Source organism: Pseudomonas sp. GW821-FHT01A09 (assembly GCF_058986725.1).
Map to the genome: position 1 here is coordinate 233,897 of NZ_JBYSWB010000005.1, position 23,708 is coordinate 257,604.

The following is a 23,708-nucleotide window of genomic DNA, read 5'->3' on the forward strand; positions in this document are numbered from 1 at the left end:
TTGAATCCTTATAGAGTACTTATGCATCAGTACTCTACACCCAAGCTGCCGCCTGGCGCAGGTATCAGAAAGCCAGGACCATCAACAGAATCATGCTCAGCAGGCCGGCCAGCCAGGCGCCGATCTGCAGTGGGTGATGTCTTTGCTGGTAGCTGCCACGCAGGGCCAGGTGCCGCGCGGGAATCAGCAGCCGACGCCAGTGCAATTCGGTTTCGTGAAATGCGGCCAGATGCTCAGGCGCGGCATCCAGCCAGCGGCGGAAATCGATGCGTTCGCTGGCCGTGGTATGCGGGATCTGCAGTTTGACGTACCACTCGCAGGCCGATTGTTCGTGTGGCAACAGTTCAGCTGGGGTGTGAGTCTGTTGCAGGGCGCGAACCATGTCCTTGTGCACTTCCTCCAGGGAAATATCCAGCCGCTGAGCGATGGCTGGATAGGGCAGGGCGTCGACGCGGCTGAGCAGAAACACCTGCTGATTGCGCCGCGACAACTGCCGGATCCGCGAGCAGAGGTATTGTTCGGCGCCGGAAAGCTTCTCGTGGTCGTTGTCTGGCACACGATGAAACAAATGCTGCAAGGGGGTGAGCAGGCTGGTCATGAATCTGTGCTCCGCGTATGGGGCAAGCGAACGACATAGAGGCCTGGACTGCGTGGCATCTTCCGTAACAGTGAATCGAGCTTAGTCTTGTTGCGATTGATTCTCAAGTGCTGATCTGATCTTCATTGCTGTAGGCGGGCTTTTCTTCGATTTGGATTTGTTTCAGGACTTTTCAGCGTTGATAGTGATTTGCTATGATGGCCTCATTGAGCCATACCGAATTCCTGCAACGCGCAGTACCTTCTTCATTAGCCTGAAGAACCAAAAAAAAGACCCGGCAAAAAGCCGGGTCAAAAACCGTGATTAGCCTGATGAGGAGATAATCTGAAAGTCCGACCTAAGGTCTTTCAGGTTACCCAACTGATCTTGCGACCAGTTGAGGCAATAATAATCGTTATCATTTGCAAGTCAAATGATTTCTCCTCGTATTTGCTTTAATTTTTCTGGCTGCCCGTCCTGGCGGCCTTTGCTTGTTTTCCCTTTCCGGTTCTTTCGCGCCCATGTCGGCCCGGACGCCCGTCTGCGCAACTCATTGCCGCTGCGGATGCACGTCCAGCGAGCGGTCGACCATGCTCCTGGCCATGTTGATCATATGCACGACGCTCAGTCCGAGATCACGTTGCGGCCCTTTCAGTGCGTCTGCGGATTCATAGGCGGTGGCGGCCGCGCAACGTAGCAATTCCGAGGCGTGATTGAGGGCGTCGAGCATGCTCAGATCGGTGCGCGCGATGAAGGGCTCTGCCTTGGGCGCTGTCGTTGCCGGCGCGAGGTAGAAGTCCAGCGCGTTACGCGACAATGGGCAGTCTTTGAGTGACTCGCTCGGGACAAATTCAACGGTGGTGTCTTTTCGATGCCGCATAGGGATTCCCCGTAATATGCCGCCGCGGTGTGATCGCGACAGGTTCAGCGTGCAGGCTAATACGATAGGTAGTTATTTCAAGATTTCTGTTATTACAGACTGTGTATGCGGTTTGGCGACAGGGCAGGTAAGGTGCTCGACCATGAATAAATGGAAAGAGCTGGTCAGAGAAATAATGCGCGAGCAGAACGTCACCCAGACGGAACTGGCAGAACGTGTCGGCGTGAGTCAGGGGGCGGTGGGGCATTGGTTGCGTGGGCGCAGTACGCCCCACGTCAGCCAGATGAACCGTGTGTTGCGTGAATTGGGCATGGGCAATCTGGAGGTCGCGCAGGTCCTGCGTACCGCCGAGCAGCGCGCCGATTATGAGGCTCACGTCGACGACCTGTCGCGTGCCAGCGATCACGATCGCGACGCGCTGCACCAGAGCGTCTCGTACTTCTGCTATCCGCGTCTCACGTGGGCGGTAGCCGGTACCGATCAGCCGTCACGGGCGTCGTATTACCGTGGCGATGCCGGAGTTTCCGGCTACAAGGCGATCGGGCCGGCCTACTGGTTGAAGGTCGAAGGTGATGCCATGAATTCGCCTGTCGGCCTCAGCGTACCGGACGGCACCGAAGTGTTGGTCGATCCTGGGCTGGAGGCACAGGTCGGGGATCTGATCATCGCGCGACGACCGGGTATCGATCAGGCAATCGTGCGCCAGCTGGCCGCCGAGGGCAGCGAGCGTTTCCTTAAACCCTTGAATTCAATGTATCCGGTGTACGAGTTGACAGATGACTGCCTGGTGGTCGGCGTCGTGGTGCAGGCAACCTTTCATCTGGGCTGAGAAGCCCGGTGCGGGGGGGCATCGGGTAAGGGCTGATACCGGCTCTAGGTTCGCCGGATCGCAGAATGCACTGAGGGGAGCCGAAGCTCCCCTCTAATCGTGTATCGCGTGCTCTTTTTTTATTATTGCGGGGCGACCTGTTGTTGTTTTTGTAAGTCGTGACCCGTCCAGCCGTTTTGGCGACCCCCATGCGGGGTCAAGAGCAAACGTATTTTTTTGAGCGCTGACCTGCTTTCATCTTGCGATCCAGTCGATTCGGACGCTACCTCAAGGTAGTTTTGTTGTTCTCTGTCCGACTGCGGGGCGAACCCCTGAAAAGCACCTCTTCTCCAAAAAAATCTGTTAGCTGCGTCTCTGCCGTGTTGTTCTTGTTATGTCAGAGTCGTTTCGTATTGTTTTTATTGGGTGTCGCATTTTTTCTTGTTCTTGTACCTTAGGTATAGCAGGGTGCGTGCCAACTTTTAAAAACCCTTTAAAATCAGCACGTTAAAAAAATCGTGTCGCGGATGCCGTGGCAAAGTGTCGCAACCTGTTTCCATGTTACTCGTTTTTTCGGCGTCTGGTTCATCGCCGGTAACACTCTCGTCGGAAAAGCTGTTACCCAAGCGCGCCCAAAGGGCTCTATTCAGCGGGGTTGGCTTTCTCTATGGGTGATCTGCTGGCAAAGGTCGACGATCTGTTCACGCATCCAGCGATTGGCCGGGTCCTGATCGGTGCTCTCATGCCAATACAGATGGGTTTCCACCTGAGGCACTTCGGCCATTGGCAGGCTGACGTAGCGCAGTTCGTGGCGGCGGGCGAAACGCTCGGGCACGGTCATGAGCATGTCGCTCTGCTGCAGAACCTGAGAGGCCATCATGTAATGCTGGGAACGCAACGCGATCTTGCGTTGCAGCCCCATGCGGCCCAGAGCCAGATCAACATGGCCCAAGCCGTTGCGGCGGCTGGAAATATGGATATGGGTCTGGGCCAGATAGTCGTCCAGCGACAATTCCCGCTGTGCCAGGGGATGCCCGGTGCGCATGGCGCAGACGTAACGGTCGGCCAGCAGCTTGACGTGGCGCACCTGCGGGTCGCTGTTGAGTGGTGCGTCCACGGCAAAATCCAGATGCCCGGCGGCGAGCTCTTTGGTGGTCTCGCGGCGCTTGCACAGAAAGCTCTCGATCACCACGGCTGGTGCCAGGCGTCGCAGGCGCTGGAACAACGGCGGCAGGATCACCGCTTCGGTGAGGTCGGTCATGCTGATGCGGAAGGTCTTGCTGGCCTGGGCGGGGTTGAAAACCCGGCTTTCCTGCACTGATACCCGTAACAGAGCCAGGGCATTGCGCACCGGATTGATGATGTTCTGCGCCATGGGCGTCGGCACCATGCCTTGGGCAGTACGCACGAACAGTGGATCCTTGAAGGTGTCACGCAAGCGCGCCAGGGCGTTGGACACGGCAGGCTGGGTGATGCCGACGATCTGCCCGGCCCGGGTCAGATTGGCTTCGGTGTAAATGGCGTCGAAAACGATGAACAGGTTGAGGTCGACCTTGCTGAGGTTCATGTGCGCACACTCTTATTGTTGTTTTTCGGGCCGCTGGATGGAGCCGTTGAACCAGATCATATATGGCTTATGAATGGTAATACACGCCGAGAATAGGTTGGATTGATCGGGATCGACGCCTTAACCTCGATTCTTCTCATCAGTCGAGCAGGTCACCGCCATGGATTTCGCCTATTCCCCCAAGGTCATGGATCTGCGCGAAAAGGTCGCTGCATTCATGCAGACCCACGTCTATCCGGCGGAAATGACCTTTATCCAGCAGGTCAATGAGGGGGACCGCTGGCAGCCGACAGCCATCGTCGAAGCGCTCAAGGCCAAGGCCCGCGCGCAGGGCTTGTGGAACCTGTTCCTGCCGGATTCCGAGTATGGCGCAGGGCTGAGCAATCTGGAGTACGCCCCGTTGGCCGAGATCATGGGCCGCTCGCTGCTGGGGCCGGAGCCTTTCAACTGTTCGGCGCCGGATACCGGCAACATGGAAGTCCTGGTCCGGTACGGCAGCGCCGAACAGCGTCAGCGCTGGCTGGAGCCGCTGTTGCGCGGCGAGATACGCTCCGCCTTCGCCATGACCGAGCCGCAGGTCGCCTCCAGCGATGCCACCAACATGCAGGCCACCGCCATTCGCGAGGGCGATCAATGGCGACTCGATGGGCGCAAGTGGTGGACGTCGGGGGCCTGCGATCCGCGCTGCAAAATCCTGATCTTCATGGGCCTCAGTGACCCGGATGGCCCTCGCCACCAACAGCATTCGATGATTTTGGTGCCCATGGATACCCCTGGAGTCAAAGTATTGCGGCCCCTTACGGTGTTCGGCTATGACGACGCCCCCCACGGCCACGCAGAGGTGCAGTTCGACGACGTTCGTGTACCGTTCGAGAACGTGCTGCTGGGGCCCGGCCGTGGCTTCGAGATCGCTCAGGGCCGCTTGGGCCCGGGCAGGATTCACCACTGCATGCGGTCGGTCGGGATGGCGGAGCGCGCGTTGCAGCTGATGTGCGAGCGCGCCAATGAGCGGCATGCCTTTGGCCGGCCGCTGGGGTTGCTGGGCGGCAACCTGGAACGCATCGCCGACTCACGCATGGAGATCGACATGGCGCGGCTGCTGACGCTCAAGGCCGCCTACATGATGGACACGGTGGGCAACAAGGTGGCGCGCAGTGAAATCGCGCAGATCAAGGTGGTAGCGCCTAACGTTGCATTGCGGGTGATCGACCGCGCCATCCAGATACATGGCGGCGCGGGCGTCAGCGGCGATACGCCGCTTGCCTACATGTACGCGATGCAGCGCACCTTGCGGCTGGCCGATGGGCCGGACGAAGTGCATCGTACGGCGATCGGCAAATACGAGCTAGGACGTTCAAGCTCGTAAAGCGGAAATTTCAGCCCAGTTCCAGCCAGATCGGCGCATGATCGGAGGGTTTTTCCATTCCGCGCAGATCGTAGTCGACCCCGGCTTGCTTGACTCGCGAGAGCAGCGCGGTGGAGGTCAGGATGACGTCGATGCGCAGGCCGCGCTTGGGCTCGTCCTCGAAGCCGCGGCTGCGGTAATCGAACCAGCTGAAGCGGTCGGCCACTTCCGGGTGCAGATGACGGAAGCTGTCGGTCAGGCCCCAGCTCTTGAGGGTCGCCAGCCATTCGCGCTCTTCGGGCAGAAAGCTGCATTTGCCGGTCTTCAGCCAGCGTTTGGCGTTGTCGGGGCCGATACCGATGTCGCAGTCTTCAGGTGAAATATTGATGTCGCCTATCACCACCAAGGGTTGATCCTGCTTGAAGCGGCTGGTCAGCAGCGTCTGCAGGTCGGCGTAGAAGCGCTGTTTGGCCGGGAACTTTGTGGGGTGGTCACGGCTTTCGCCCTGAGGGAAGTAGCCGTTCATGATGGTCACTGGCTGGCCGTCGGCATCGGCATAGGTACCCCAGATAAAGCGGCGCTGGGCATCCTCGTCATCACTGTCGAAGCCCTTGTGCAGCGACAAGGGCGGCTTGCGCGAAAGCAGCGCGACGCCGTAATGGCCCTTCTGCCCGTGAAACTCCACGTGATAGCCCAGGGCCTGGACTTCAGCCAGCGGGAACTGCTCGTCCGAGACCTTGGTTTCCTGCAGGCCGATGACGTCGGGTTGATGCTTTTCGATCAGCGCGGCCAGTTGATGGGGGCGTGCGCGCAGGCCGTTGATGTTGAACGAGACGATTTTCATGAAGCCGCAGCCTTGGCAAAAGGCTGATGCTAACGGACCTGTGGGCCGCAGGCCAGCCCTGCAAGGCGCGTGTGGCTGGCGACGGAATGTTTCGGAACAGTACGGACTCGGTGACAAGCTTTTGACGTGGTAGCATCTGCGCCATGAAGTTTCCAGGACGTTTCACCAGCAGCCTCATGCTGCTGTTCATCAGTGCTGCCGCGCAGGCGCAAAGCGAGTTGCAGGTTCGGGTCAAGCCCGCCAATGCCGCCCTCAAGGCCAACATCGAGGGCTACATCGGCGCCCTTGGCGACCGTAACGAGCAGGCCCTGCTACGGTTTCGCCACGGTGCCGAGGAGCAGGCACGCAAGGCGGCCCAGGCACTGGGCTATTACCAGGCGCACATCGACAGCGAGGTCAACGCCGGCACCCAACCGACGCTGGTCCTGAACATCGAGCCCGGCGAGCCCATTCATCTGCGCAACGTAGTGATCCGGGTCGACGGCCCGGCCAGCCAGCTCAAAGCCTTCAAACTGCCCAGCGGGCCTGTGCTGCGCGAAGGCGCGGTGCTCAATCACGGCTACTACGATGACGCCAAGCGGCTGATCCAGAATCAGGCCTCGCGTTACGGTTTCTTCAAAGGGCATTTCGTGCAACAGCGCTTGTCCATCGATCCACGAGCGGGGGTGGCGGATATCGAGCTGGTCTACGACAGCGGCCCGCGCTTCACCTTGGGCAAGGTGCACTTCAGCGGCGACACGCCGTTCGACGATGACCTGCTGCAGCGCATGGTGCCCTTCAAGGAAAATACCCCATACGATTCCGAATTGATCGCCGAGCTCAGCCAGGCGCTGCAATCGAGCGGTTACTTCGAAGCGGTGCGTGTCGATGCCACGCCCAGCGGCGCCGCCGACGCGGTGGTGATTCCCGTGGATGTCGACTTGCAGACGCGCAAGCCACGAACCATGGGGCTCGGGCTGGGCTACTCGACTGACGTCGGACCGCGCGGCAAGGCCAACTGGACCCGCCATTGGGTCAACCCCGAAGGCCACAGCTACGGCTTCGAGTCGGAAATCTCGGCACCCAAGCAGAATATCGGCCTGTGGTACGACGTGCCGCTCGACCCACCCTTGACCGACAAGCTGCGCTTCGCCGGCGGTTATCAATATGAAGAGCTGGCCAACACCGACACCGTCAGCAAGCTGCTCACCGTCGGGCCGGAGTGGCACAGCAAATTGCCCAGTGGCTGGCAGCGCGTCATTTCACTGAAGTGGCAGCGTGAAGAGTACCGCCTGGGCAGTGACGCGGGGCTGAGCAACCTGGTGATGCCGGGCATCAGTTACAGCTTTTTGCGCAGCGACAATCGCGTCGACCCGCACAACGGCTACCGCCTGCAGTTCGATGCCCAGGTGGCCAAAGAGGGCATGCTGTCCGATACCAACCTGCTGCATGGCGACATGACCCTCAAGGGCTTGACCACTCTCTGGCAGAACCATCGTTTTCTGGGACGCTTGCAATTGGGCGGCAGTGCCACCAATGGTTACCAGTCGATCCCGCCCTCGCTGCGCTTCTTCGCCGGTGGCGATCAAAGCGTGCGCGGCTATGACTATCAGAGCCTGTCGCCGGAAAACGAGCAGGGCGACAAGATCGGCGGCCGCTACATGGTCGCCGGCAGCCTCGAGTATCAATACTCGATTGCCGAGAAGTGGCGTATCGCGACCTTCATCGATCAGGGCAGCTCGTTCAACAATCTGGATCTGCCCAGCCTCAAGACCGGCGTCGGTATCGGTGTGCGCTGGGTGTCGCCGGTGGGGCCGATCCGCATCGACCTGGCCCATGCGCTGGATGATCCCGGAGGCATTCGCCTGCACTTTTCCATGGGGCCTGAACTGTGAGCCGAGCCTTGAAGCGAACGTTGCTGGCCCTCGCCGGCCTGGTGCTCTTGCTCCTCCTGGCAGTGGCGGCGGGCTTGGGCCTGGTGACCAGCGAATCAGGCAGTCGCTGGGTGCTGGCGCGGGTCCCGGGCCTGACGCTGGACAATTTCAACGGCAGGCTGGCCGGTGCCTGGCGCGCCGATCAGCTGTCATGGCAGCAGCCGGGACAACAGGTGCGACTGCATAACGTCGACGTCGCCTGGTCTCCCGGTTGCCTGCTGCGCATGACCCTGTGCGTGGACCGCTTGCACGTCGATCAGGTTGCGCTGCAATTTGCCCCGAGCTCGGGTGCGCAAGGCAATGACGACGCCGTGCAACTGCCCGATCTGAAGCTGCCGATCAGCCTCGAGTTGGGTGACATCCAGATCGGCAGCGTGCAACTGGATGGCGCCGACCAGGTGCAAAATCTACAGTTGGTCGGCCATTGGAACGCAGAGGGTTTGCAGATCGACAGCCTCAAAGGTCAACGCGACGCCATCGCGCTCGACCTGCACGGGCGGCTGCAACCGGTCAGCCAGTGGCCACTGACCGTGGATGGAACCGTGCAACTGCCGGCGGTCGATGGCAAGCCCTGGCAAGTGGCGCTCAATATTCAGGGCGATCTGCTGCAGACGTTGCAACTCAAGGGCCGCAGCAGTGGCTACCTGGACGCGGGCATCAGCGGGCAGGTGCAGCCGCTGGCCAGTCGGCTGCCGGCTCGTTTGCATATCGACAGCCAAGCCTTCAAGGCTGGCGAGGCGTTGCCGGACACCCTGGTGCTCAATGCCCTGCAACTCGATGCCAAAGGCGACTTGCAGGCGGGTTATCAGCTTGAAGGCAGTGCCAGCCTGCCAGCGGAGCAAGGGCCTGTAGCCTTGCAACTGCGGGGTCGTGTCGACGCCAAGGGCGCGGATATCGCCGCGCTGAATCTGTCAGCGAGCGCTGAGCAACGGCTGGCGCTCAGTGGTCATCTGGATTGGCAGCAGGGGCTGGCAGCCGACGCCAGGATCGATTGGCAGAATTTCCCCTGGCATCGGCTGTATCCGCAAGTCGCCGAACCCGCCGTCAGCCTGCAACGCTTCACGGGCGAGGTGTCCTACCGTGATGGTAATTACCTGGGCAACTTCGCTTCCGCGCTCAAGGGGCCGGCCGGTGACTTTACCGTGGCCAGCCCGTTCAGCGGCAACCTGCGTGAGGTCTTCCTGCCACAGCTGAGCGTTGAGGCAGGTCAAGGCAAGGCTGAGGGCCACCTGAATCTGCAGTTCGCTCAAGGCATCGGCTGGGACACGGCGCTGGATCTGAGCGCGCTCGATCCGGCCTACTGGGTGGCGCAACTGCCGGGCACCTTGGCCGGCCCGCTGCGCAGCAAAGGCCGATTCATCGACGGCCGCTTGCAGGCCCAGGCCGATATCGACCTCAAAGGCCGTTTGCGTGGCCAACCGGCAGCGCTGCTGGCCAAGGTCGATGGCGCGGGCGAGCAGTGGACGCTGGGCGCGCTCGATGTGCATCTGGGGGACAACAAGATCAATGGCAGCGGCAGCCTCCAGCAACGCCTGGCAGGGCGCATCGACCTTGATCTGCCGCGCCTGGGGCAACTCTGGCCAGACATGCAAGGCAAGGTCAAAGGTCGCATCGATGTCGCAGGTACGCTGGCGGCTCCCCAAGGTCAACTGTCGCTGCAAGGTCAACAGCTCGGCCTGGCTGATAACCACCTGCAGGCGCTCGATCTGCAAGCGCGACTGGATACGGCTCAACGCGCCAATATCGACCTGAGCGCCAGGGGTATCCAGGTCGGCGATACGGCGCTGGGCACGCTGACCGCGAAAGGCCAGGGGACCTTGCAAAAACAGCAGCTGCAGCTCGACCTCAAAGGCCCGCTATTGGTGCTGGCGTTGGGCCTCGATGGCGGCCTGGATCGCGGTAATTGGCGCGGACGCTTGTTCAGTGGTGACATTCAGGCCGGCGGTCAGGACTGGCGCCTGCGAAATCCGGCCAACCTGCAGCTCCTGGCCAACGGCCAGATCGATTTCGGCGCCCATTGCTGGCTGTCCGGCAAGGCCAGCCTCTGCGGCGAGGATCAACGCCTGGCCCCCGAGCCGCGCTTGCGTTATCACCTCAAGCAGTTCCCGCTCGACAGCCTGGCGCAGTGGTTGCCCAAGGACCTGGGCTGGAATGGCCAACTCAACGCCGATGTGCAGCTCGACTTGCCCGCCAGTGGCCCCAAGGGCCGGGTGACGGTGGACGCCAGTGGTGGCACGCTGCGGATTCGCGATAACGGCCAGTGGCTTGATTTCCCTTATCAGGCATTGCGTCTGGACAGCAATCTGACCCCGCGACGGGTGGATACCCAGGTCAGATTCCAGGGCGGCAAGCTGGGCGATCTGCAGCTCGATACGCAGATCGATCCGGTGGCCAAGGACAAGCCACTGTCGGGCAGTTTCAGTCTGCAAGGCCTTGATCTGTCGGTGGCGCGACCGTTCGTGCCGATGGTCGAACGACTCAATGGGCGTTTGCAGGGCAGCGGTCGACTTGGCGGTGGTCTGTTGGCACCTCAGATCAACGGCGAGGTCGATCTGCGCGATGGCGAAGTGGCTGGCGGGCAGTTACCGCTCAGCCTTCAGGCTCTGCAGTTACAGGCCCGGATCGCTGGTGAAAACGTGCAGTTGAATGGCACCTGGAAAAGCGGCGACCATGGCCAGGGCAGCCTGGGCGGCACCGTGGATTGGGCTCAGGGCCTGGCGGTGAACGTCGACCTCAAAGGCACCCGCCTGCCCGTGACGGTGGAGCCCTACGCGACCCTCGAAGTGACGCCGGCCCTCAATGTGCACATGAGTGGGGGACGTCTGGCGGTATCGGGCAATGTGGCCATCCCCAAAGGCAGTATCGTGGTGCGCGACCTACCGCCCTCGACGGTCAAGGTGTCGGATGACGCGGTCATCATCGGCGCTCAGACCGAGGAGGGCAAAGCGCCGCTGGCGATCGCCATGGATATCAATGTCGATGTCGGCCAGGACAAGCTCACCTTCAGTGGTTTCGGTCTCAGCGCCAATCTGGTCGGGCGCGTGCACATCGGCGACAACCTCGACACCCGCGGCGAACTCAATCTCAAGGACGGACGTTATGCCGCCTATGGCCAGCGTCTGACCATCCGTCGCGCCCGACTGTTCTTCGCCGGGCCCCTCGATCAGCCCTACCTGGACATCGAGGCGGTTCGCCAGGTCGACGATGTGATCGCCGGCATTCGCTTGACCGGCAGCGCCGAGCAGCCCACCAGCGAAGTCTTCGCAGAACCGGCGATGAGCCAGGAGCAGGCGTTGTCTTATCTGGTGCTGGGGCGCCCCTTGAGTACCACGGGTGAGGACAACAACCTGCTGGCGCAAGCGGCGTTGGGGTTGGGGCTGGCTGGCAGTTCGTCATTGACGGGCTCGGTGGCCAAGGACCTGGGTATCCAGGATTTCCAGCTGGACACCACGGGCAGCGGGACCACCACCAATGTCGTGGCCAGCGGCAAAATTACCGAAAAGCTCAGCTTGCGCTATGGCGTGGGGGTCTTCGAACCCGCCAACACCATCGCCTTGCGGTACCTGTTGAGCAAGAAGGTCTACCTGGAGGTGGCCAGCGGTGTGGCCAGCTCGTTGGACATCTTCTACAAGCGCGATTTCTAGCCTGGCGCCCTGGTGCTGGGGCGCTTTGTTGCAGCGCCCCGTGGTGTCACTACTCGGGCGCGCTGTCCCGGCGGCGAATGTTGCCGATCTGGCGCAGGCTCAGTTTGTACTTGTGGGCCAGCGCCGTGCGGGAACAGCCGCGTAGACCATCCTCGTGGATCTTCTGGTTGCGCAACTGACGGGCGAAGTGGTCGGCTTTGGGGATTTCGAGCGAGGCGCCGGCGAAGCGATTGATCAGCGCGCGCAACGATTTGGGCGGCAGCGACTTGGCCAGCTTGGTGCGTTCGGGATGCTTGGGGATGTACTTGGGGCGTCCGCCGAACAGGCAGGTCAGGCGATAGGCCTGCTCGACTCCCAGGCAGTCCACCAGGGCTTGCAGGGATTTGGGCAGGTGGGTGATGTCGATGCGTTTCAAGTCTTCGATGTTCATGGGACTTCCTTGTGCGGCAGCAAAAAAAGAAAGTTGAGTCTTGGGCAAGACGCATTCTTTCCCAGCACTGCAGCGGGCTCTAGGTAACAAGGTCGTCGTGTAGCGAGGATGTTTCTGATTGATCTGTAGGGGCTTTTCCGTGGTGCTGTAGGGCGAATCTGCAGCAAACGACTCCAGGCCGCCAGTTACCTGAGTGTCTCGGAAGATGGGCTGCGCAGCCTAACGGAATGGCGGTATTTAGCAAAGTCTTGTGACATTCCCTCCGTCCAGCAGACGAAAAAAACGGCGGGCTCATCTGGAGCCCGCCGTATCGTTTTTACCGTCCCTGGAAACCGGGGCCGCCACCAGGGCCGTGACCGCCGCCGCCACCCCCGCCGCCGCCATAGCCGCCACCACCATGACCGCCGCCACCGCCGTGGCCGCCCCCTGGTGGCATGAATATCCAGCACCCACTCAACGTGAGGGTCAGTAGAATAGGAATCAGCATTGTGATTCGACGAAGCATCTGCAAGTCCTCATGTTCGTAAAGGCGCTCGTGCCAAATCGGCTTCGGGCGCTGTAACATGTGACCGCACAATCGCCATGGCATCCCGCGCACAGGGTATGCAGTTGGTGAGATGGTTGATACAGAATTGATACAAACGCAATCAGGAACCGGCAATGACTCAGTCCCAACGCATCAAATATTCCCTGCTGATCGCCCTGGCCACACTGGCCGTCATGCTCGGGCTTTCCTACCTGCAAGCCCACGGCGTCATCACTGAAAAGGCCTTTCAGTACCTTGCCATGGGCGTTGCAGTGGTGGTCGTGATCATCAACGGCATCATGCGCCGCAAGGTCATCCGGTCCTGATACCGCCTTCTATTGCGCACGCATTTGCAACAGAGTCTCGGCGTCGGCACTCAGACAATAGTGCTTGTCGGCATCGAGGAGGATCACGCCATCGCCGCTCAGGCGCTTGAGCACCTCGCGCACGCTCAGGAACGATGAGCTGACGCCGTGGACATCCAGGTAACTGTGCACGCCGCGTACGCCAATCTTCTGCTCGTTGCGATGAGCATCGATCAACGCATCGAGCACCTTCAGGCGAATCAGGCTGGTGCGCAGGCCGAAGTGCTTGAGCAACGCCTTGATGCCGTCATAACCCACTCGCTCGACGGGCAGGCCGCCCTCGAGGCTGCGTGAGCGGCGCTGCAGCGTTCTGCGCTGTGAGCGGTCGATGACGGGAGAACCAAGGTTGTGCATGCGAATGCTCCTTTTCATGATGTCCGGAAAACAGTCTCTCTAGACAAGACGAACGAAACGACGAAATCCACACCCCTTTGCAAAAAAAGATGTGGATTGGTCGGCGTCATCACGCTCGCAGGTTGTAGGAACCTCGGCAATCCAGCCTCTACGGGCGCCCCGGCTGGCTTCGAGACAGCAGGGTTATCAGCAGCGCGACCGAATCGGCATTGGCGAGGATGACGCGCTGGCGCGCGGCGGGATCGGTCATGAACGCCATCCGTGCATCGGGCAGGTTTTTCGTCTTGCTGGCCTTGAGCACGAGTTTATAGGCTGGGCCATCGGCATCGGTGATGTCACGTCTGGCGCCGTTCTCCACCAGCGTAAAGAGTTCGGTCAATGGCGTATGGGCGTTGAGTGTCTGATTCTGCGCCTGGGTAATGGCTTGCATCAATGCCGGGCCGCCGGGGCGAGTGGCGTCGATCATGTCGATATAAGGTACCGACGCCTCGACGTAGGCAATATCCTCGGTACCGCTGACGATATGCGACAACTCATGAATCAACGATGTCGCGCGAAAGTGCGAAGGCACGTCGAAGCTGCGCTGACTCAGACGCACGGCACGGCGCAACGCTTGGGGTATATCGAAGAAGGTGTCGGTGAGGAAGATCCGTCGCCGCGGATCCTTCGGGTCGGTGGACGCGACGACGAACGACAATCCCGGCTTGTTGAGACCGAACACATAGCGGGATGAGGTCTGTGGATCCATGTCGCTGTTCATCAGCTCGGTGAACAGTTTTCCGGCCATCTTGCGCAGGTTCTTGATCAGCGTCGGCGGCACCGTGGTCAGGGAAAAGAACTGTTTCAATACGTCCAGGCTGGTGGTCGGTATGGCGGACTGACCCGGTGCGACGGTAAGGGCGTCCATGCAGCGTTCCAGATAGCGCCGGGCCCTGGCATGGGCTCGTACCAGTTTGTTGGCGTTGTGCGGGAAATAGCGGTGCATGTCCGCCATGCCCGAGGCCTGGATAGTGAGCACATTGTTGACCTCCCGTTGCAACGCCCGGTCGTAGCGTTGGTCGCTCCAGGCGCAGCCGCCACCGGCCAGGCCCTGGCGGATTTCCATCTCCCAGCGGCCGTCGACGGTGCGGCGCAGCGGTGGACCCTCGCGCCGATCGCCGATGATCCGCCAGCGGCCTTCCAGTTTGTCCACCTGGTACACCTGACCGGCAACGGCGGCGTAGCGTTTTTGCGTGACGGCGTCCAGATAGATGCCCGCAGTGGTGTCCGCCTGCAGCGCCTGAAGGGTGATATCGGTGACCACCAGTGCCTGCAGGCGTGCCTTCAATTCGGCTGGAATATCACTGAAGCGCCATGAGTATTCAGTACTGACTTCGGTGGTGTTGGCCGTCAGCAGCGCATCGGTGCCCAGTCGCTCCCGGCGCGGCGTGCGTTGCGCGATCAAGCTCAACAGGCCGGCGCTGAACTGCGATACCGCGCTGCCCCAGTCGTGCACGGCCAGGGCTTGAGTCGAGGAGCGGATCCATTGCGCGCTTTGCCAGGCGCCCAGCACGAGGGCGACCCGGCCATTGGCGAACGACAGGCCGGTTTCGACCAGTTGCTTGAGCAGGCCTGCGCTGACCGCTTGATCGAGTTGCGCGCTGGTGACGATCTGGCTTCGGGCCAGGCGCAGCAGATACTGCAGCGACGCCTTGAAGAGATAGTCGACGACATTGCCGCTCACCGGCAGGTAAGCCAGGCGCGTCCGGGCGGGGGGTGGCATGGGCTGCTCGAATTCCGCACCGGTGCTGGTCTCGAAACGCGGTACGGTCAGGCCGCCATGGCTGTAGCGCGAGCGCACCGCAGTGTCTATTCGCTGCAACACCAGCTCCTGCAGATCGCCCTCTGCACGGGCTTTTGCCATCAGCTCGTGTTCGTCCTGGAACTCACGAAAGACGAAGCCTGTGTGGTAGGTGGCGAGCAATACCAACGGCCCTGCCGTTCGCGCTGCGGGGCCCAGCAGATACAGGCCGGCGACCGGGTCTGGCGCGAGGTGGTCGGCCGCCAGCAGGCACAGCGGACGCAGCACATAGTCGCTGCCTGCGGGGGCCTGACGCGCTAGTGGGTCGGGCATTTCCAAGAGGGTTTCGATGACTTTGTAGGCGAGTTCACTGAGCTCGCCTTTGAGCTTCGCTTCGATGGCCGCATCCATCAGGGTCAAGGGAATATGTTGATGAAACAAGGCGCGACGTTCGGCGTAGTCGACGTCGTCAGGTTGGAACTTGTCGCTCAATTGCCGCAGGTAGTGGCCCCCTGCGTCCAGTCGCTGCGCCAGTTGGGTGACGAATTCGGGTGTCAGCCCTGCCGGGACCGGGGCATGGTCGCGCAAACTGATCTTGATCGGTATGCCCGGCGCGGCCATGGCTCGGTGCAACGCATATTCGGCCAGGGACAGGTCCAGCGTGGGGTAGCTGACACCGCCGGGGCCGCTGATCAGGCCTTCGGCAGCCGCGCTGAAATAGAACCCGGGCTTGAATTTTTCTGCGACTTGCACGCGAATCTGCGCGGGAGTCAGCGCCGCATCCGCAAAGCTCAGGTTCAAAGCGGCTTGCAGTCGCTCGGTGGCGTAGTCGATGGCCGACGGGATACCGAACAGGTAATGGGCTGTTCGCGCAAGACTGAACCCCAGGCGCTGCAGGTTGCCGAGATAAAGCTTCACGTCGTCGCTGTTGGCGTTGCGTATCCAGGCAGGGATCTGCTGTTCCAGATGATCGGCGTACAGGGTGCTGGCAAGCTCGTCGAGCTGGTAGTCGAGCCCGGTCGAAGCGGCGCATCGATCTGTGTACGCCAGCCACAAATCACTTGGATAGCGGCCATTGCGGGCGCGATTGAATGCGTACTCGGCGGTAAAAATCTGCCGCGTCTCGTCGCTGCGTTGCAAGTATTGCGCGTAGTCGCCGTCTTCGGCGAAAACCTCGATCTGCAAGGCAGGCTGCGATTCGCTCTGCAAGTGACCGGCCAATGCCGGGAGGAAGCGCTCGGCAACCAGTGCGAGCCAGCGCGCCTGCGTTTGCGGGGCCTGCAACTGGCTCAGGAGTTCAGCCTGGCATTGTGCCAGCGTCGCGAACCCCACGGTGCCCATCAGGTGCGAGCACAACACCACAGGGCCTTGAGGGTCGAGCCCGCGGCTGAGCACCATGACATTGCTCAGGGGGATGACAAAGGCATTACCGGGCAGGCGCAGGCTCAAGCGGTTGACTTCGATGCGCGCGTCGCCAAGGGCAAAACGCATGGCGCGAGTCGGGCGGTCGAGTACCTGTCGGAGCCAGGCACAGATCCAGGCGGCGCCAGGCCCCGCGTTTTCGCTCATGGCCAGTTCTTCGCGCAGCGCGGCCTGGCGAATCTCCAGGCTTTCACCATGGGCATCGATCTGGGTCGCACCGACTCGCTGCGGATGGTTGTTGAAGCGATGAAATTGGCCGATCCAGGCATTTTTTGCGGCTTTGACGACGTTATCGAGCAGGCGATTGAGCAGGCGTGCATCCAACTGTGAGAGGCGGCGTTCGTCGGCATCGGTGATGACACAGTCATCGGGCAGTACCGCAGCGGGGCTGCGAGCCAAGCGGCCGAGCAAGTAAGCCAAGAGTTTTTCACGCGGGTTGTCGTCGTTGGTCGGGCCTGAGGCACGGGATACCCAAATGGAATCCGCCGCCAGCCAGGGCGGGCCGAGCATGGCCAGTTGCAAGTCGATCAGGTGATTCAGGCAGCACTCCAGATTCGGCCGGGCAGCGCGGATGGCGTTGGACCGAGTTTGCAGCGCGAACGCGCGCAGATAGGCCGATGAGTCGGGCGTCGCCGTCGATGCCGTGACGGCGGGCGGGGCACTATCGGACCATCGGGGCGAGTAGCGCAGTTGCAGCAATGCGGGGACGAACAGACCGCGAACGTCCAACGCATCATCGAGGTCGGCTGCGACCTCGTTCGGCACGCTGCCGCGTTGCGCGATAGCCACGGCCAGATTGCTTTGCTGGACCTTGACGATCGACTGCAACCGCTCGGTGAACAGCGGCTCGGTGATGGGGCTCAGGCGCACTTCGAGGTGTTTCATGGCTTGCAGCGGCGCCAGGCTCTGACGACCGATGGCTTCTTCGAACATCAGCTTGCAGGCCGGGTCGATGAGCCAACTGCACAGCGCCTGAGCGTTGGCAAAGTGCCGCAAACCGTCGCGGGCGCTGAACAGGAAAAGCGCCTGATTGGTGGGATGGCTGTCGGTCAACACGAAGGCCCCGGCCAGCTCGATGCCGGCGAGTGCCCCGGAATGCAAGGTGATGCGCTGCGCGCGCAGGGCTGTCGTGTTGGTCTGCGCGCCGGGGTGCAACGCAGTCCGTAGCCAGGTCAAGCTTGCCGCGTCGATCGTTTGCTCGTGCGCGGCGCGCAGCAGCGTCAGGTAGTAATGATGAGCCAATGCCTGGGCAGCCTGATGCAGGCGCGTCTGGCCGCTGCCGTCGAGGATCGCCCAGAATGCGTCGAGCGCATCGGCGAACGAGGCATTGAGGCGATTGATCGAGTGGCTGAAGGCGGCCTCGAATTCTTCCAGGCGCAACGTCGACAGGCGGTTGCCCTGCGGATCGACCAGGCGCGCGCGGGTGGCGTCGGGTGCCGGCACGGCGCAGCATTCATCCAGCGCCGCCGCCAGCAGTGATTTGGTCAGCCGCACCTCGGTGGGGTTCTGGAAGGTGGTGATCTGATAGGTCCAGGCGTCAGGCTCGGTATCCATCGTTGGCGCGAGCATGGTCAGATCCTTGCGCAGACCCTCCAGCAGCACGCTGCGCAGACTGGGCAGTTTCAATAGGGATGCGTCCCATGCCTGCAGCAGCTTTTGCTGACGGCCGAGGAAGTTCTCCATCCAGTAATCGAAGGGCGAAATGGACAGCAGCTCGGCGCTGACCTGTTGGTCCTTGCCTTCGGCATAGCGTTCGATCAGCGCCAGGTCAAGCGCATGGCGATCGGCAAAACGCTCTATCGCCAACAGTGGCAGGCACAGATAGACGGTTTTTATCAGGTTGTCGGTGTAGCTGACCATCAAGGCATCGGCGAATTCGTGGCTGGCCCAACCGCGGGCGCTGAGGCGGTCGATACGCAGTGCCGGCGAGGGCTGCCAGACCGGCTGGCACAAAGATGCAAAGGCATCGGCCTCTGCGGTGGACAGCTCGTTGGACTGACGCGCAGCGCTCAATTGGCGGGCGAAGGCATCGCGCAAAGAATGGGCATGGAAGCAGGGCAGGGTAGGGTTCATGTTCGCGGCTCCTGGCAAGGCGACGTGGCCGACGCAGGGCCACAGGGCCAGGGAGCATAGGATGGCGTGCGGCTGGCGCTGCGCTAGATATTGCTGGTGGATTGACAGCCCGCGTGAGGCAGGGAATTAATGGCGGTCGGTACATTCAACGGGAAGGGACGAGCCATGTCGCAGACTACCCATGCTGCAGATGCAGCAACGGTCCATCTTTCGTTCACCGAGTTGGCGACATTGCTGCGGCAGATTTTCGAGCGCCATGGCACCAGCCCCGAAGTGGCCCGATGCCTGGCGTTGAACTGCGCCAGCGCGCAACAGGATGCCGCGCACAGCCATGGCGTCTTTCGTATCCCTGGTTACCTGTCGACCCTTGCCAGTGGCTGGGTGGACGGCAAGGCGGTGCCGGTGGTCGAGGACATTGCCAGTGGTTTCGTCGCTGTCGACGCCGCCAACGGCTTCGCCCAACCCGCATTGGCCGCGGCGCGCAGCCTGTTGATCGACAAGGTCCGCAGTGCTGGCATCGCCGTGCTGGCGATCCGCAATTCCCACCACTTCGCCGCGTTGTGGCCCGATGTCGAGCCGTTTGCCCGCGAAGGCCTGGTGGCGTTGAGCGTGGTCAACAGCATGACCTGCGTGGTGCCCCATGGCGCGGAAAAACCGGTATTCGGCACCAACCCGATCGCGTTCGCGGCGCCTTGCCACGGCCGCGACCCGATCGTGTTCGATATGGCCACCAGCGCCCTGGCCCATGGCGATGTGCAGATCGCCGCCCGCGAGGGCCATGACGTCCCGCCTGGCAGTGGCGTCGATCGCTTCGGTCAGCCGACTCAGGACCCGAAGGCCATTCTCGACGGCGGCGCGTTGCTGCCGTTCGGTGGCCACAAGGGCTCGGCCTTGTCGATGATGGTCGAACTGCTGGCGGCGGCCCTGACCGGCGGTCATTTTTCCTTCGAGTTCGACTGGTCCGGGCATCCCGGTGCGAAGACACCTTGGACCGGGCAATTGATCATCGTCATCGATCCGGACAAAAGCCGAGGCGCGCCTTTCGCTCAACGCAGTGAAGCGCTGGTCAGGCAGATGGAGGCGGCGGGGGTGACGCGCATGGCGGGCGATCGACGCTACAGGGCACGAGCGCAGGCCCTGGTGCAAGGCATCGCTTTGCGTGCCGGCGAGCTGCGGGAGCTCGAAGGGTTTCTATAACGGCGCATCCTGGACGCGGCGAGAGGCGAGCTCATCGCCGCATCAGTATCGGATCAGCGACGACCCAGCAGCAGGCCGACGACCAGGCCGAAACCGGCCGACACCGCCACGGTCTGCCAAGGATGACCGCCGATGTAGGTCTGGGTGGCGTCGATGACCGGTTGAGCGCGGTCGCGAGCGCCGCTCACCGATTCACGGGCCTGCTTGAGCTTCTGCGACACTTGTTCGCGCAGGCTGTCGGCCTCTTCGCCCACCAGCGACGCACCGTCCTTGAGGAGTTTTTCGGACTCTTCGATCAGCGATGCCAGTTCGCTGAACGCTTGGTCCTTGATTTGATCTTCGGCCACCTGAGCAGCAGTCTTGCGAGCCATCGAGACACTCCTTGATTAATGTACGGCAACAGGCTGTTGAGTCCTGCCGGTCTGGAAAGTTGCAGCGGGTTTGCAGCAAACCCACGATCGGAGTGTAAAATGCGCTTTCTTTTTCACCCCGGCAGCGAGCACGTGCGATGAGTTTCAATCTGGCCAACAAGTCCTTTGCCGAGCGGGCATTGATCGAAGACGAGAAGGCGCGTCTGTATGAACTCTGGCAGCAGAACATCGGCCGCGCCAAGGGCGATGCAGCCCGGCTGATCGCTGAAAAACCGCGGCGCAAAGGCCGCTGGTCGGAGTGGGTCAGGGCCGAGCTGGACGCCATGTCGCCCCCCGAATACGCCAACATGGTCAAGAGCGAAGTCAACAAGCTGATGGCCGCTGCCAAGTAATCCAATCGACCCGCCAGCGTGTCAGGGCACCTGCCCCAAGGTGCCCAGGTCAATCACGCCGCTTTCCTCGAAGCGCACCGTCCCGAACAGTCCTCCCGCCAATTTCCCCCGTACCACATAGGGCAAGCCTTGCAGGCCCTGGCTTTGACTCAGCCCGATTGCCTGGCGCAGGGCGGAGAACGCCGACACGCTGACCGGCACGGTCAACACCGCCTCCGAATAGCGTCCGATCGACCCGTGCTGATCGCTTACCCCAGAGGCCAGGCCGCGGCCGTTGATGTCCAGGTCCAAGGCCACACCGTCGTAGTCGATGACGTTGTCGTTGGGGTTCTGCAGACGCAGTTTCACCGCCATGCGCCACTCCAGATCCTGTGACGGCAATGGCTCGAAGCCGACTACGCTGATGTTGACCGGATCGCGCTGGGGCAGCAGCGCGCAAGCGCCAAGGGTCAATAGCAGCATGGCCGTCAGGCAGGTACGCAACGATGAATGCATGGTGTTCTCTTGAGTCGCAGATGAAATTAGCGACTGGCGCCAGTGACTTGCTACCTAACTGCGACCACTTCTGGCATAAGGGGTTCGGCGCAGCGCATGTTGTTGCCTGCAGCGCCGATGTCACAGCTGGAAACACCTGAAACCGCCTGCTTACTTTCATTCGATGCCATGGCTTCTATGCTTGCCCAGACAACCGCAATCAACCTCTTCGCAAGGACCGCCGTTCATGAGTGTCGTGGCTCGTTTGATCTTCGCATGGCTGTTGCTCGCAAGCCCCTGGGGCCTGGCTCAGGCGGCTACGGGCAGCGTTGGCTGGCTGGCCGCCAACGATCAGGCCAATCCATACAACAGCCCGATTCGGCGCATCAATCCGAATTCCATGCAAGGCACCCAGCCGCTCGGGCCGCAGTCGCCAGCCCAGCGTCAGCAGATCGATCCGCGACCGCCTACGCTGCAAAACGGTGGCATCGGCAACGGCCAGAATCTCCGGCCGGCGCCCAAGGCACCGCAGATCGAACCCATTCATCCTCCACGCCCCACTACGCCTTGAACGCCGCGAGATGCAAAAGGAATTTTCGATGACTCCAACAAAAATGCTGGCCAGCTTCTGCGCCGTCGCCTGTCTTGCCCTGCCGCTGCTAGCCAGTGCCGGGCCCGTGCATGAGTATCCCAGCGAGAGTGGCAAACTCACCGTCGAAACCGTCGCCGAGGGGCTGCACTTCCCTTGGGCGCTGGCCTTTCTGCCAGATAACAAGGGTATGCTGGTGACCGAACGGCTGGGCTACCTGCGGGTGGTGACGGCGGATGGCAAGGTGTCGGGGGCCATTCACGGTACGCCCAAGGTGTGGGAGAAGGAGCAGGGTGGCTTGCTCGACGTGGCCCTGTCGCCAAGCTTCGCCGAGGATCGCCTGGTCTATCTGTCCTATGCCGAGGGCGGTGGAGCCAACGGCGGAGCCGGCACCACGGTCGGCCGCGGCAAGCTGTCAGTCGACCTGACCCGCCTCGAAGGCTTCCAGGTGATCTTCCGTCAGGAGCCCAAGCTGTCCATGGGCAACCATTTCGGCTCACGGTTGGTGTTCGACAACGACGGTTACCTGTTCATCGCCCTGGGCGAGAACAACAAGCGCTCGACCGCGCAGGATCTGTCCAAGTTGCAAGGCAAGGTGGTGCGCATATTTGCCGACGGCAAGATCCCGCCCGACAACCCCTTCGTCGGCCAGCCGGGCGTGCGCCCGGAAATCTGGACCTATGGCCACCGCAACCAGCAGGGCGCCGCGCTCAATCCCTGGACCGGGACGCTCTGGACCAACGAGCATGGTCCACGGGGCGGCGACGAGATCAACATCATCGAGAAGGGCAAGAACTACGGTTGGCCGATCACTACCCATGGCATCGACTACACCGGCCAGCCGATCCCCGAGTCCCGCGGCAAGACCGCCGATGGTGTCGCCGGGCCGCACCACGTCTGGCTAAAATCCCCTGGTATCAGCGGCATGACGTTCTACAGCGCCGATCGCTTCAAGGCTTGGGATCACGACGTGTTCATCGGCGCGCTGGTCAGCAAGCAATTGCTGCGTCTGCACTTCGATGGCGACAAGGCCGTGCATGAGGAGCGCCTGTTGACGCCGCTCAAGGCGCGCATCCGCGATGTGCGCCAAGGACCGGATGGCTACCTCTATGTACTCACCGACGAGCCTGACGGCCAGTTGCTCAAGCTCGGCCTGAAATAACGGAACAGCTTGACCTGCCGCGCTTCGCTACAGCTGGCGGATGGGCGCACCCCCATGCCAGGCCAGGACGTCCTCGATCATGTGCTCGAAGAACTGCCGATAGTTGTTCTGTGTGACATAGCCGATATGGGGCGTGGCCAGCAGATTGGGCAGGCTGCGAAACGGATGGTCGCTGGGCAGGGGCTCTTGAGCGAAGACGTCGACGGCGGCACCCGCCAGTTGCTTGTGTTGCAGGGCGTCGAGCAACGCTTGCTCGTCGACGATAGGCCCGCGGGAGGTGTTGATCAGCAACGCGCTCGGCTTCATCCAGCCTAGCGCCTGAGCATCCACCAGGCCCTGACTGCGCGGGCTGAGGACCAGATGCACGGTCAGGATATCGGCCTGTTCGAACAGTTCCCGTTTGCTCACCCAGGTCACGCCGGCTTCGCTGGCGCGGGCTTCGGTGAGGTTTTCGCTCCAGGCGATCACGCGCATGCCGAACGCCTTGGCATAACCGGCGACTTTCTGGCCGATGCTGCCCAGGCCCAGGATGCCCAGCGTCTTGCCGTACAGATCGCCACCCAATCCGACCTGCCAGCCGCCGTTGCGCAAGGAGTTGGCCTCGGCTACGAGGTTACGCTGCAGCGCCATCAGCAGCGCCCAGGTCAGCTCGGGGGCGGCGTGTTTGTAACTGTCGCCACCGCACACCAGCACGCCACGCTCGCGGGCCGCGTCGAGGTCCAGCGCGGCATTGCGCATGCCCCCCGTGACCAGCAACTTCAGGCGTGGCAGACCGTCGATCAGCGCCTTGTCGAACAAGGTGCGCTCGCGCATCACGCAGATCACGTCGAAGTCTTTCAGACGCTCGACCAAGGTGGCCGTCGCGGCCGGATAATCGTGCACGAAGACCAATTCGCCCAAGGCCTGCAGGGGCGACCAATCCACTACCTGACTGGCGACCGCTTGCCAGTCATCCAGCACCGCAATGCGCAATGCGCTCATCGAATTCGCTCCCG

Annotated in this window: 19 protein-coding genes; 9 read left to right on the forward strand and 10 right to left on the reverse strand. The window is 61.8% G+C overall.

Features of this window, described 5'->3' with window-relative positions:
- Window positions 1-64: 64 nt before the first annotated feature.
- Entirely contained in the window at window positions 65-598 is a 534-nt protein-coding gene (locus AC3WJP_RS08830; protein WP_493721094.1) for a DUF4880 domain-containing protein, read from the reverse strand.
- Window positions 599-1,127: 529 nt separating this feature from the next.
- Window positions 1,128-1,457, reverse strand: coding sequence for a DUF6124 family protein (locus tag AC3WJP_RS08835; protein WP_493721095.1), 330 nt, complete (start codon window positions 1,455-1,457; stop codon window positions 1,128-1,130).
- Window positions 1,458-1,599: 142 nt separating this feature from the next.
- On the opposite strand from AC3WJP_RS08835, the gene AC3WJP_RS08840 reads away from it, so the two are divergent.
- Entirely contained in the window at window positions 1,600-2,286 is a 687-nt protein-coding gene (locus tag AC3WJP_RS08840) for a LexA family protein (RefSeq protein ID WP_493721096.1), read from the forward strand.
- 625 nt (window positions 2,287-2,911) lie between these two features.
- On the opposite strand, the gene AC3WJP_RS08845 is transcribed toward AC3WJP_RS08840, so the two are convergent.
- Window positions 2,912-3,832 (reverse strand): LysR family transcriptional regulator, encoded by a 921-nt coding sequence (locus AC3WJP_RS08845; RefSeq protein ID WP_493721097.1) that lies wholly within the window; start codon window positions 3,830-3,832, stop codon window positions 2,912-2,914.
- Window positions 3,833-3,992: 160 nt separating this feature from the next.
- Between AC3WJP_RS08845 and AC3WJP_RS08850 the strand changes: the two genes are divergently transcribed.
- Window positions 3,993-5,198, forward strand: a complete 1,206-nt coding sequence (locus AC3WJP_RS08850; RefSeq protein WP_493721098.1) for an acyl-CoA dehydrogenase family protein — start codon at window positions 3,993-3,995, stop codon at window positions 5,196-5,198.
- Between the two features lie 10 nt (window positions 5,199-5,208).
- On the opposite strand, the gene xthA is transcribed toward AC3WJP_RS08850, so the two are convergent.
- Entirely contained in the window at window positions 5,209-6,021 is an 813-nt protein-coding gene (gene xthA, locus AC3WJP_RS08855) for an exodeoxyribonuclease III (RefSeq protein ID WP_493721099.1), read from the reverse strand.
- A gap of 143 nt (window positions 6,022-6,164) precedes the next feature.
- Here xthA and AC3WJP_RS08860 point away from each other — a divergent pair, with 143 nt between their 5' ends.
- Both AC3WJP_RS08860 and AC3WJP_RS08865 read left to right on the forward strand, forming a co-directional pair.
- A complete protein-coding gene (locus AC3WJP_RS08860) occupies window positions 6,165-7,895 on the forward strand; it encodes an autotransporter assembly complex protein TamA (RefSeq protein ID WP_493721100.1) in 1,731 nt (576 codons plus the stop codon).
- Entirely contained in the window at window positions 7,892-11,578 is a 3,687-nt protein-coding gene (locus tag AC3WJP_RS08865) for a translocation/assembly module TamB domain-containing protein (RefSeq protein ID WP_493721101.1), read from the forward strand. The genes AC3WJP_RS08860 and AC3WJP_RS08865 overlap by 4 nt, the downstream gene beginning before the upstream one ends.
- 49 nt (window positions 11,579-11,627) lie before the next feature.
- Here AC3WJP_RS08865 and AC3WJP_RS08870 read toward each other — a convergent pair whose 3' ends face one another.
- Entirely contained in the window at window positions 11,628-12,008 is a 381-nt protein-coding gene (locus AC3WJP_RS08870) for a Mor transcription activator family protein (RefSeq protein ID WP_493721102.1), read from the reverse strand.
- A gap of 660 nt (window positions 12,009-12,668) precedes the next feature.
- Here AC3WJP_RS08870 and AC3WJP_RS08875 point away from each other — a divergent pair.
- Window positions 12,669-12,860, forward strand: coding sequence for a hypothetical protein (locus tag AC3WJP_RS08875; protein ID WP_493721103.1), 192 nt, complete (start codon window positions 12,669-12,671; stop codon window positions 12,858-12,860).
- A gap of 9 nt (window positions 12,861-12,869) precedes the next feature.
- On the opposite strand, the gene AC3WJP_RS08880 is transcribed toward AC3WJP_RS08875, so the two are convergent.
- Both AC3WJP_RS08880 and AC3WJP_RS08885 read right to left on the reverse strand, forming a co-directional pair.
- On the reverse strand, window positions 12,870-13,253 hold the full coding sequence (locus tag AC3WJP_RS08880; protein ID WP_493721104.1) for a fe2+ zn2+ uptake regulation protein: 384 nt from the start codon (window positions 13,251-13,253) through the stop codon (window positions 12,870-12,872).
- Window positions 13,254-13,401: 148 nt separating this feature from the next.
- Window positions 13,402-18,528, reverse strand: coding sequence for a dermonecrotic toxin domain-containing protein (locus AC3WJP_RS08885; protein WP_493721105.1), 5,127 nt, complete (start codon window positions 18,526-18,528; stop codon window positions 13,402-13,404).
- A gap of 165 nt (window positions 18,529-18,693) precedes the next feature.
- Between AC3WJP_RS08885 and AC3WJP_RS08890 the strand changes: the two genes are divergently transcribed.
- Entirely contained in the window at window positions 18,694-19,725 is a 1,032-nt protein-coding gene (locus AC3WJP_RS08890) for an Ldh family oxidoreductase (RefSeq protein WP_493721106.1), read from the forward strand.
- A 53-nt stretch (window positions 19,726-19,778) separates the two neighbouring features.
- Here AC3WJP_RS08890 and AC3WJP_RS08895 read toward each other — a convergent pair whose 3' ends face one another.
- Window positions 19,779-20,096: an ElaB/YgaM/YqjD family protein gene (locus AC3WJP_RS08895; protein WP_493721107.1), complete on the reverse strand. Its 318-nt coding sequence runs from the start codon at window positions 20,094-20,096 to the stop codon at window positions 19,779-19,781.
- Window positions 20,097-20,233: 137 nt separating this feature from the next.
- Here AC3WJP_RS08895 and AC3WJP_RS08900 point away from each other — a divergent pair, with 137 nt between their 5' ends.
- Window positions 20,234-20,488, forward strand: coding sequence for a hypothetical protein (locus tag AC3WJP_RS08900; protein ID WP_493721108.1), 255 nt, complete (start codon window positions 20,234-20,236; stop codon window positions 20,486-20,488).
- A 21-nt stretch (window positions 20,489-20,509) separates the two neighbouring features.
- Here AC3WJP_RS08900 and AC3WJP_RS08905 read toward each other — a convergent pair whose 3' ends face one another.
- Window positions 20,510-20,983, reverse strand: coding sequence for an LEA/WHy family protein (locus tag AC3WJP_RS08905; RefSeq protein ID WP_493721109.1), 474 nt, complete (start codon window positions 20,981-20,983; stop codon window positions 20,510-20,512).
- Between the two features lie 226 nt (window positions 20,984-21,209).
- Between AC3WJP_RS08905 and AC3WJP_RS08910 the strand changes: the two genes are divergently transcribed.
- Complete coding sequence (locus tag AC3WJP_RS08910; RefSeq protein ID WP_493721110.1) at window positions 21,210-21,533, forward strand: hypothetical protein; 324 nt, start codon at window positions 21,210-21,212, stop codon at window positions 21,531-21,533.
- 28 nt (window positions 21,534-21,561) lie between these two features.
- The gene (locus AC3WJP_RS08915; RefSeq protein ID WP_493721111.1) at window positions 21,562-22,713 is read left to right on the forward strand and encodes a PQQ-dependent sugar dehydrogenase; all 1,152 of its coding nucleotides are present in this window, start codon (window positions 21,562-21,564) and stop codon (window positions 22,711-22,713) included.
- A 27-nt stretch (window positions 22,714-22,740) separates the two neighbouring features.
- Here the strand turns inward: AC3WJP_RS08915 and AC3WJP_RS08920 are convergent, their stop codons facing one another.
- Window positions 22,741-23,694, reverse strand: a complete 954-nt coding sequence (locus AC3WJP_RS08920; RefSeq protein ID WP_493721112.1) for a D-2-hydroxyacid dehydrogenase family protein — start codon at window positions 23,692-23,694, stop codon at window positions 22,741-22,743.
- Between the last annotated feature and the right edge of the window lie 14 nt (window positions 23,695-23,708).

Bases quoted from the DNA above. Each gene is read 5' to 3' on its own strand.
- xthA (WP_493721099.1), bottom strand. From the start codon at position 6,021: ATGAAAATCGTCTCGTTCAACATCAACGGCCTGCGCGCACGCCCCCAT.
- AC3WJP_RS08850 (WP_493721098.1), top strand. From the start codon at position 3,993: ATGGATTTCGCCTATTCCCCCAAGGTCATGGATCTGCGCGAAAAGGTC.
- AC3WJP_RS08905 (WP_493721109.1), bottom strand. From the start codon at position 20,983: ATGCATTCATCGTTGCGTACCTGCCTGACGGCCATGCTGCTATTGACC.
- AC3WJP_RS08885 (WP_493721105.1), bottom strand. From the start codon at position 18,528: ATGAACCCTACCCTGCCCTGCTTCCATGCCCATTCTTTGCGCGATGCC.
- AC3WJP_RS08870 (WP_493721102.1), bottom strand. From the start codon at position 12,008: ATGAACATCGAAGACTTGAAACGCATCGACATCACCCACCTGCCCAAA.
- AC3WJP_RS08910 (WP_493721110.1), top strand. From the start codon at position 21,210: ATGAGTGTCGTGGCTCGTTTGATCTTCGCATGGCTGTTGCTCGCAAGC.
- AC3WJP_RS08895 (WP_493721107.1), bottom strand. From the start codon at position 20,096: ATGGCTCGCAAGACTGCTGCTCAGGTGGCCGAAGATCAAATCAAGGAC.
- AC3WJP_RS08845 (WP_493721097.1), bottom strand. From the start codon at position 3,832: ATGAACCTCAGCAAGGTCGACCTCAACCTGTTCATCGTTTTCGACGCC.
- AC3WJP_RS08835 (WP_493721095.1), bottom strand. From the start codon at position 1,457: ATGCGGCATCGAAAAGACACCACCGTTGAATTTGTCCCGAGCGAGTCA.
- AC3WJP_RS08875 (WP_493721103.1), top strand. From the start codon at position 12,669: ATGACTCAGTCCCAACGCATCAAATATTCCCTGCTGATCGCCCTGGCC.
- AC3WJP_RS08880 (WP_493721104.1), bottom strand. From the start codon at position 13,253: ATGCACAACCTTGGTTCTCCCGTCATCGACCGCTCACAGCGCAGAACG.
- AC3WJP_RS08890 (WP_493721106.1), top strand. From the start codon at position 18,694: ATGTCGCAGACTACCCATGCTGCAGATGCAGCAACGGTCCATCTTTCG.
- AC3WJP_RS08900 (WP_493721108.1), top strand. From the start codon at position 20,234: ATGAGTTTCAATCTGGCCAACAAGTCCTTTGCCGAGCGGGCATTGATC.
- AC3WJP_RS08830 (WP_493721094.1), bottom strand. From the start codon at position 598: ATGACCAGCCTGCTCACCCCCTTGCAGCATTTGTTTCATCGTGTGCCA.
- AC3WJP_RS08860 (WP_493721100.1), top strand. From the start codon at position 6,165: ATGAAGTTTCCAGGACGTTTCACCAGCAGCCTCATGCTGCTGTTCATC.
- AC3WJP_RS08840 (WP_493721096.1), top strand. From the start codon at position 1,600: ATGAATAAATGGAAAGAGCTGGTCAGAGAAATAATGCGCGAGCAGAAC.
- AC3WJP_RS08920 (WP_493721112.1), bottom strand. From the start codon at position 23,694: ATGAGCGCATTGCGCATTGCGGTGCTGGATGACTGGCAAGCGGTCGCC.
- AC3WJP_RS08915 (WP_493721111.1), top strand. From the start codon at position 21,562: ATGACTCCAACAAAAATGCTGGCCAGCTTCTGCGCCGTCGCCTGTCTT.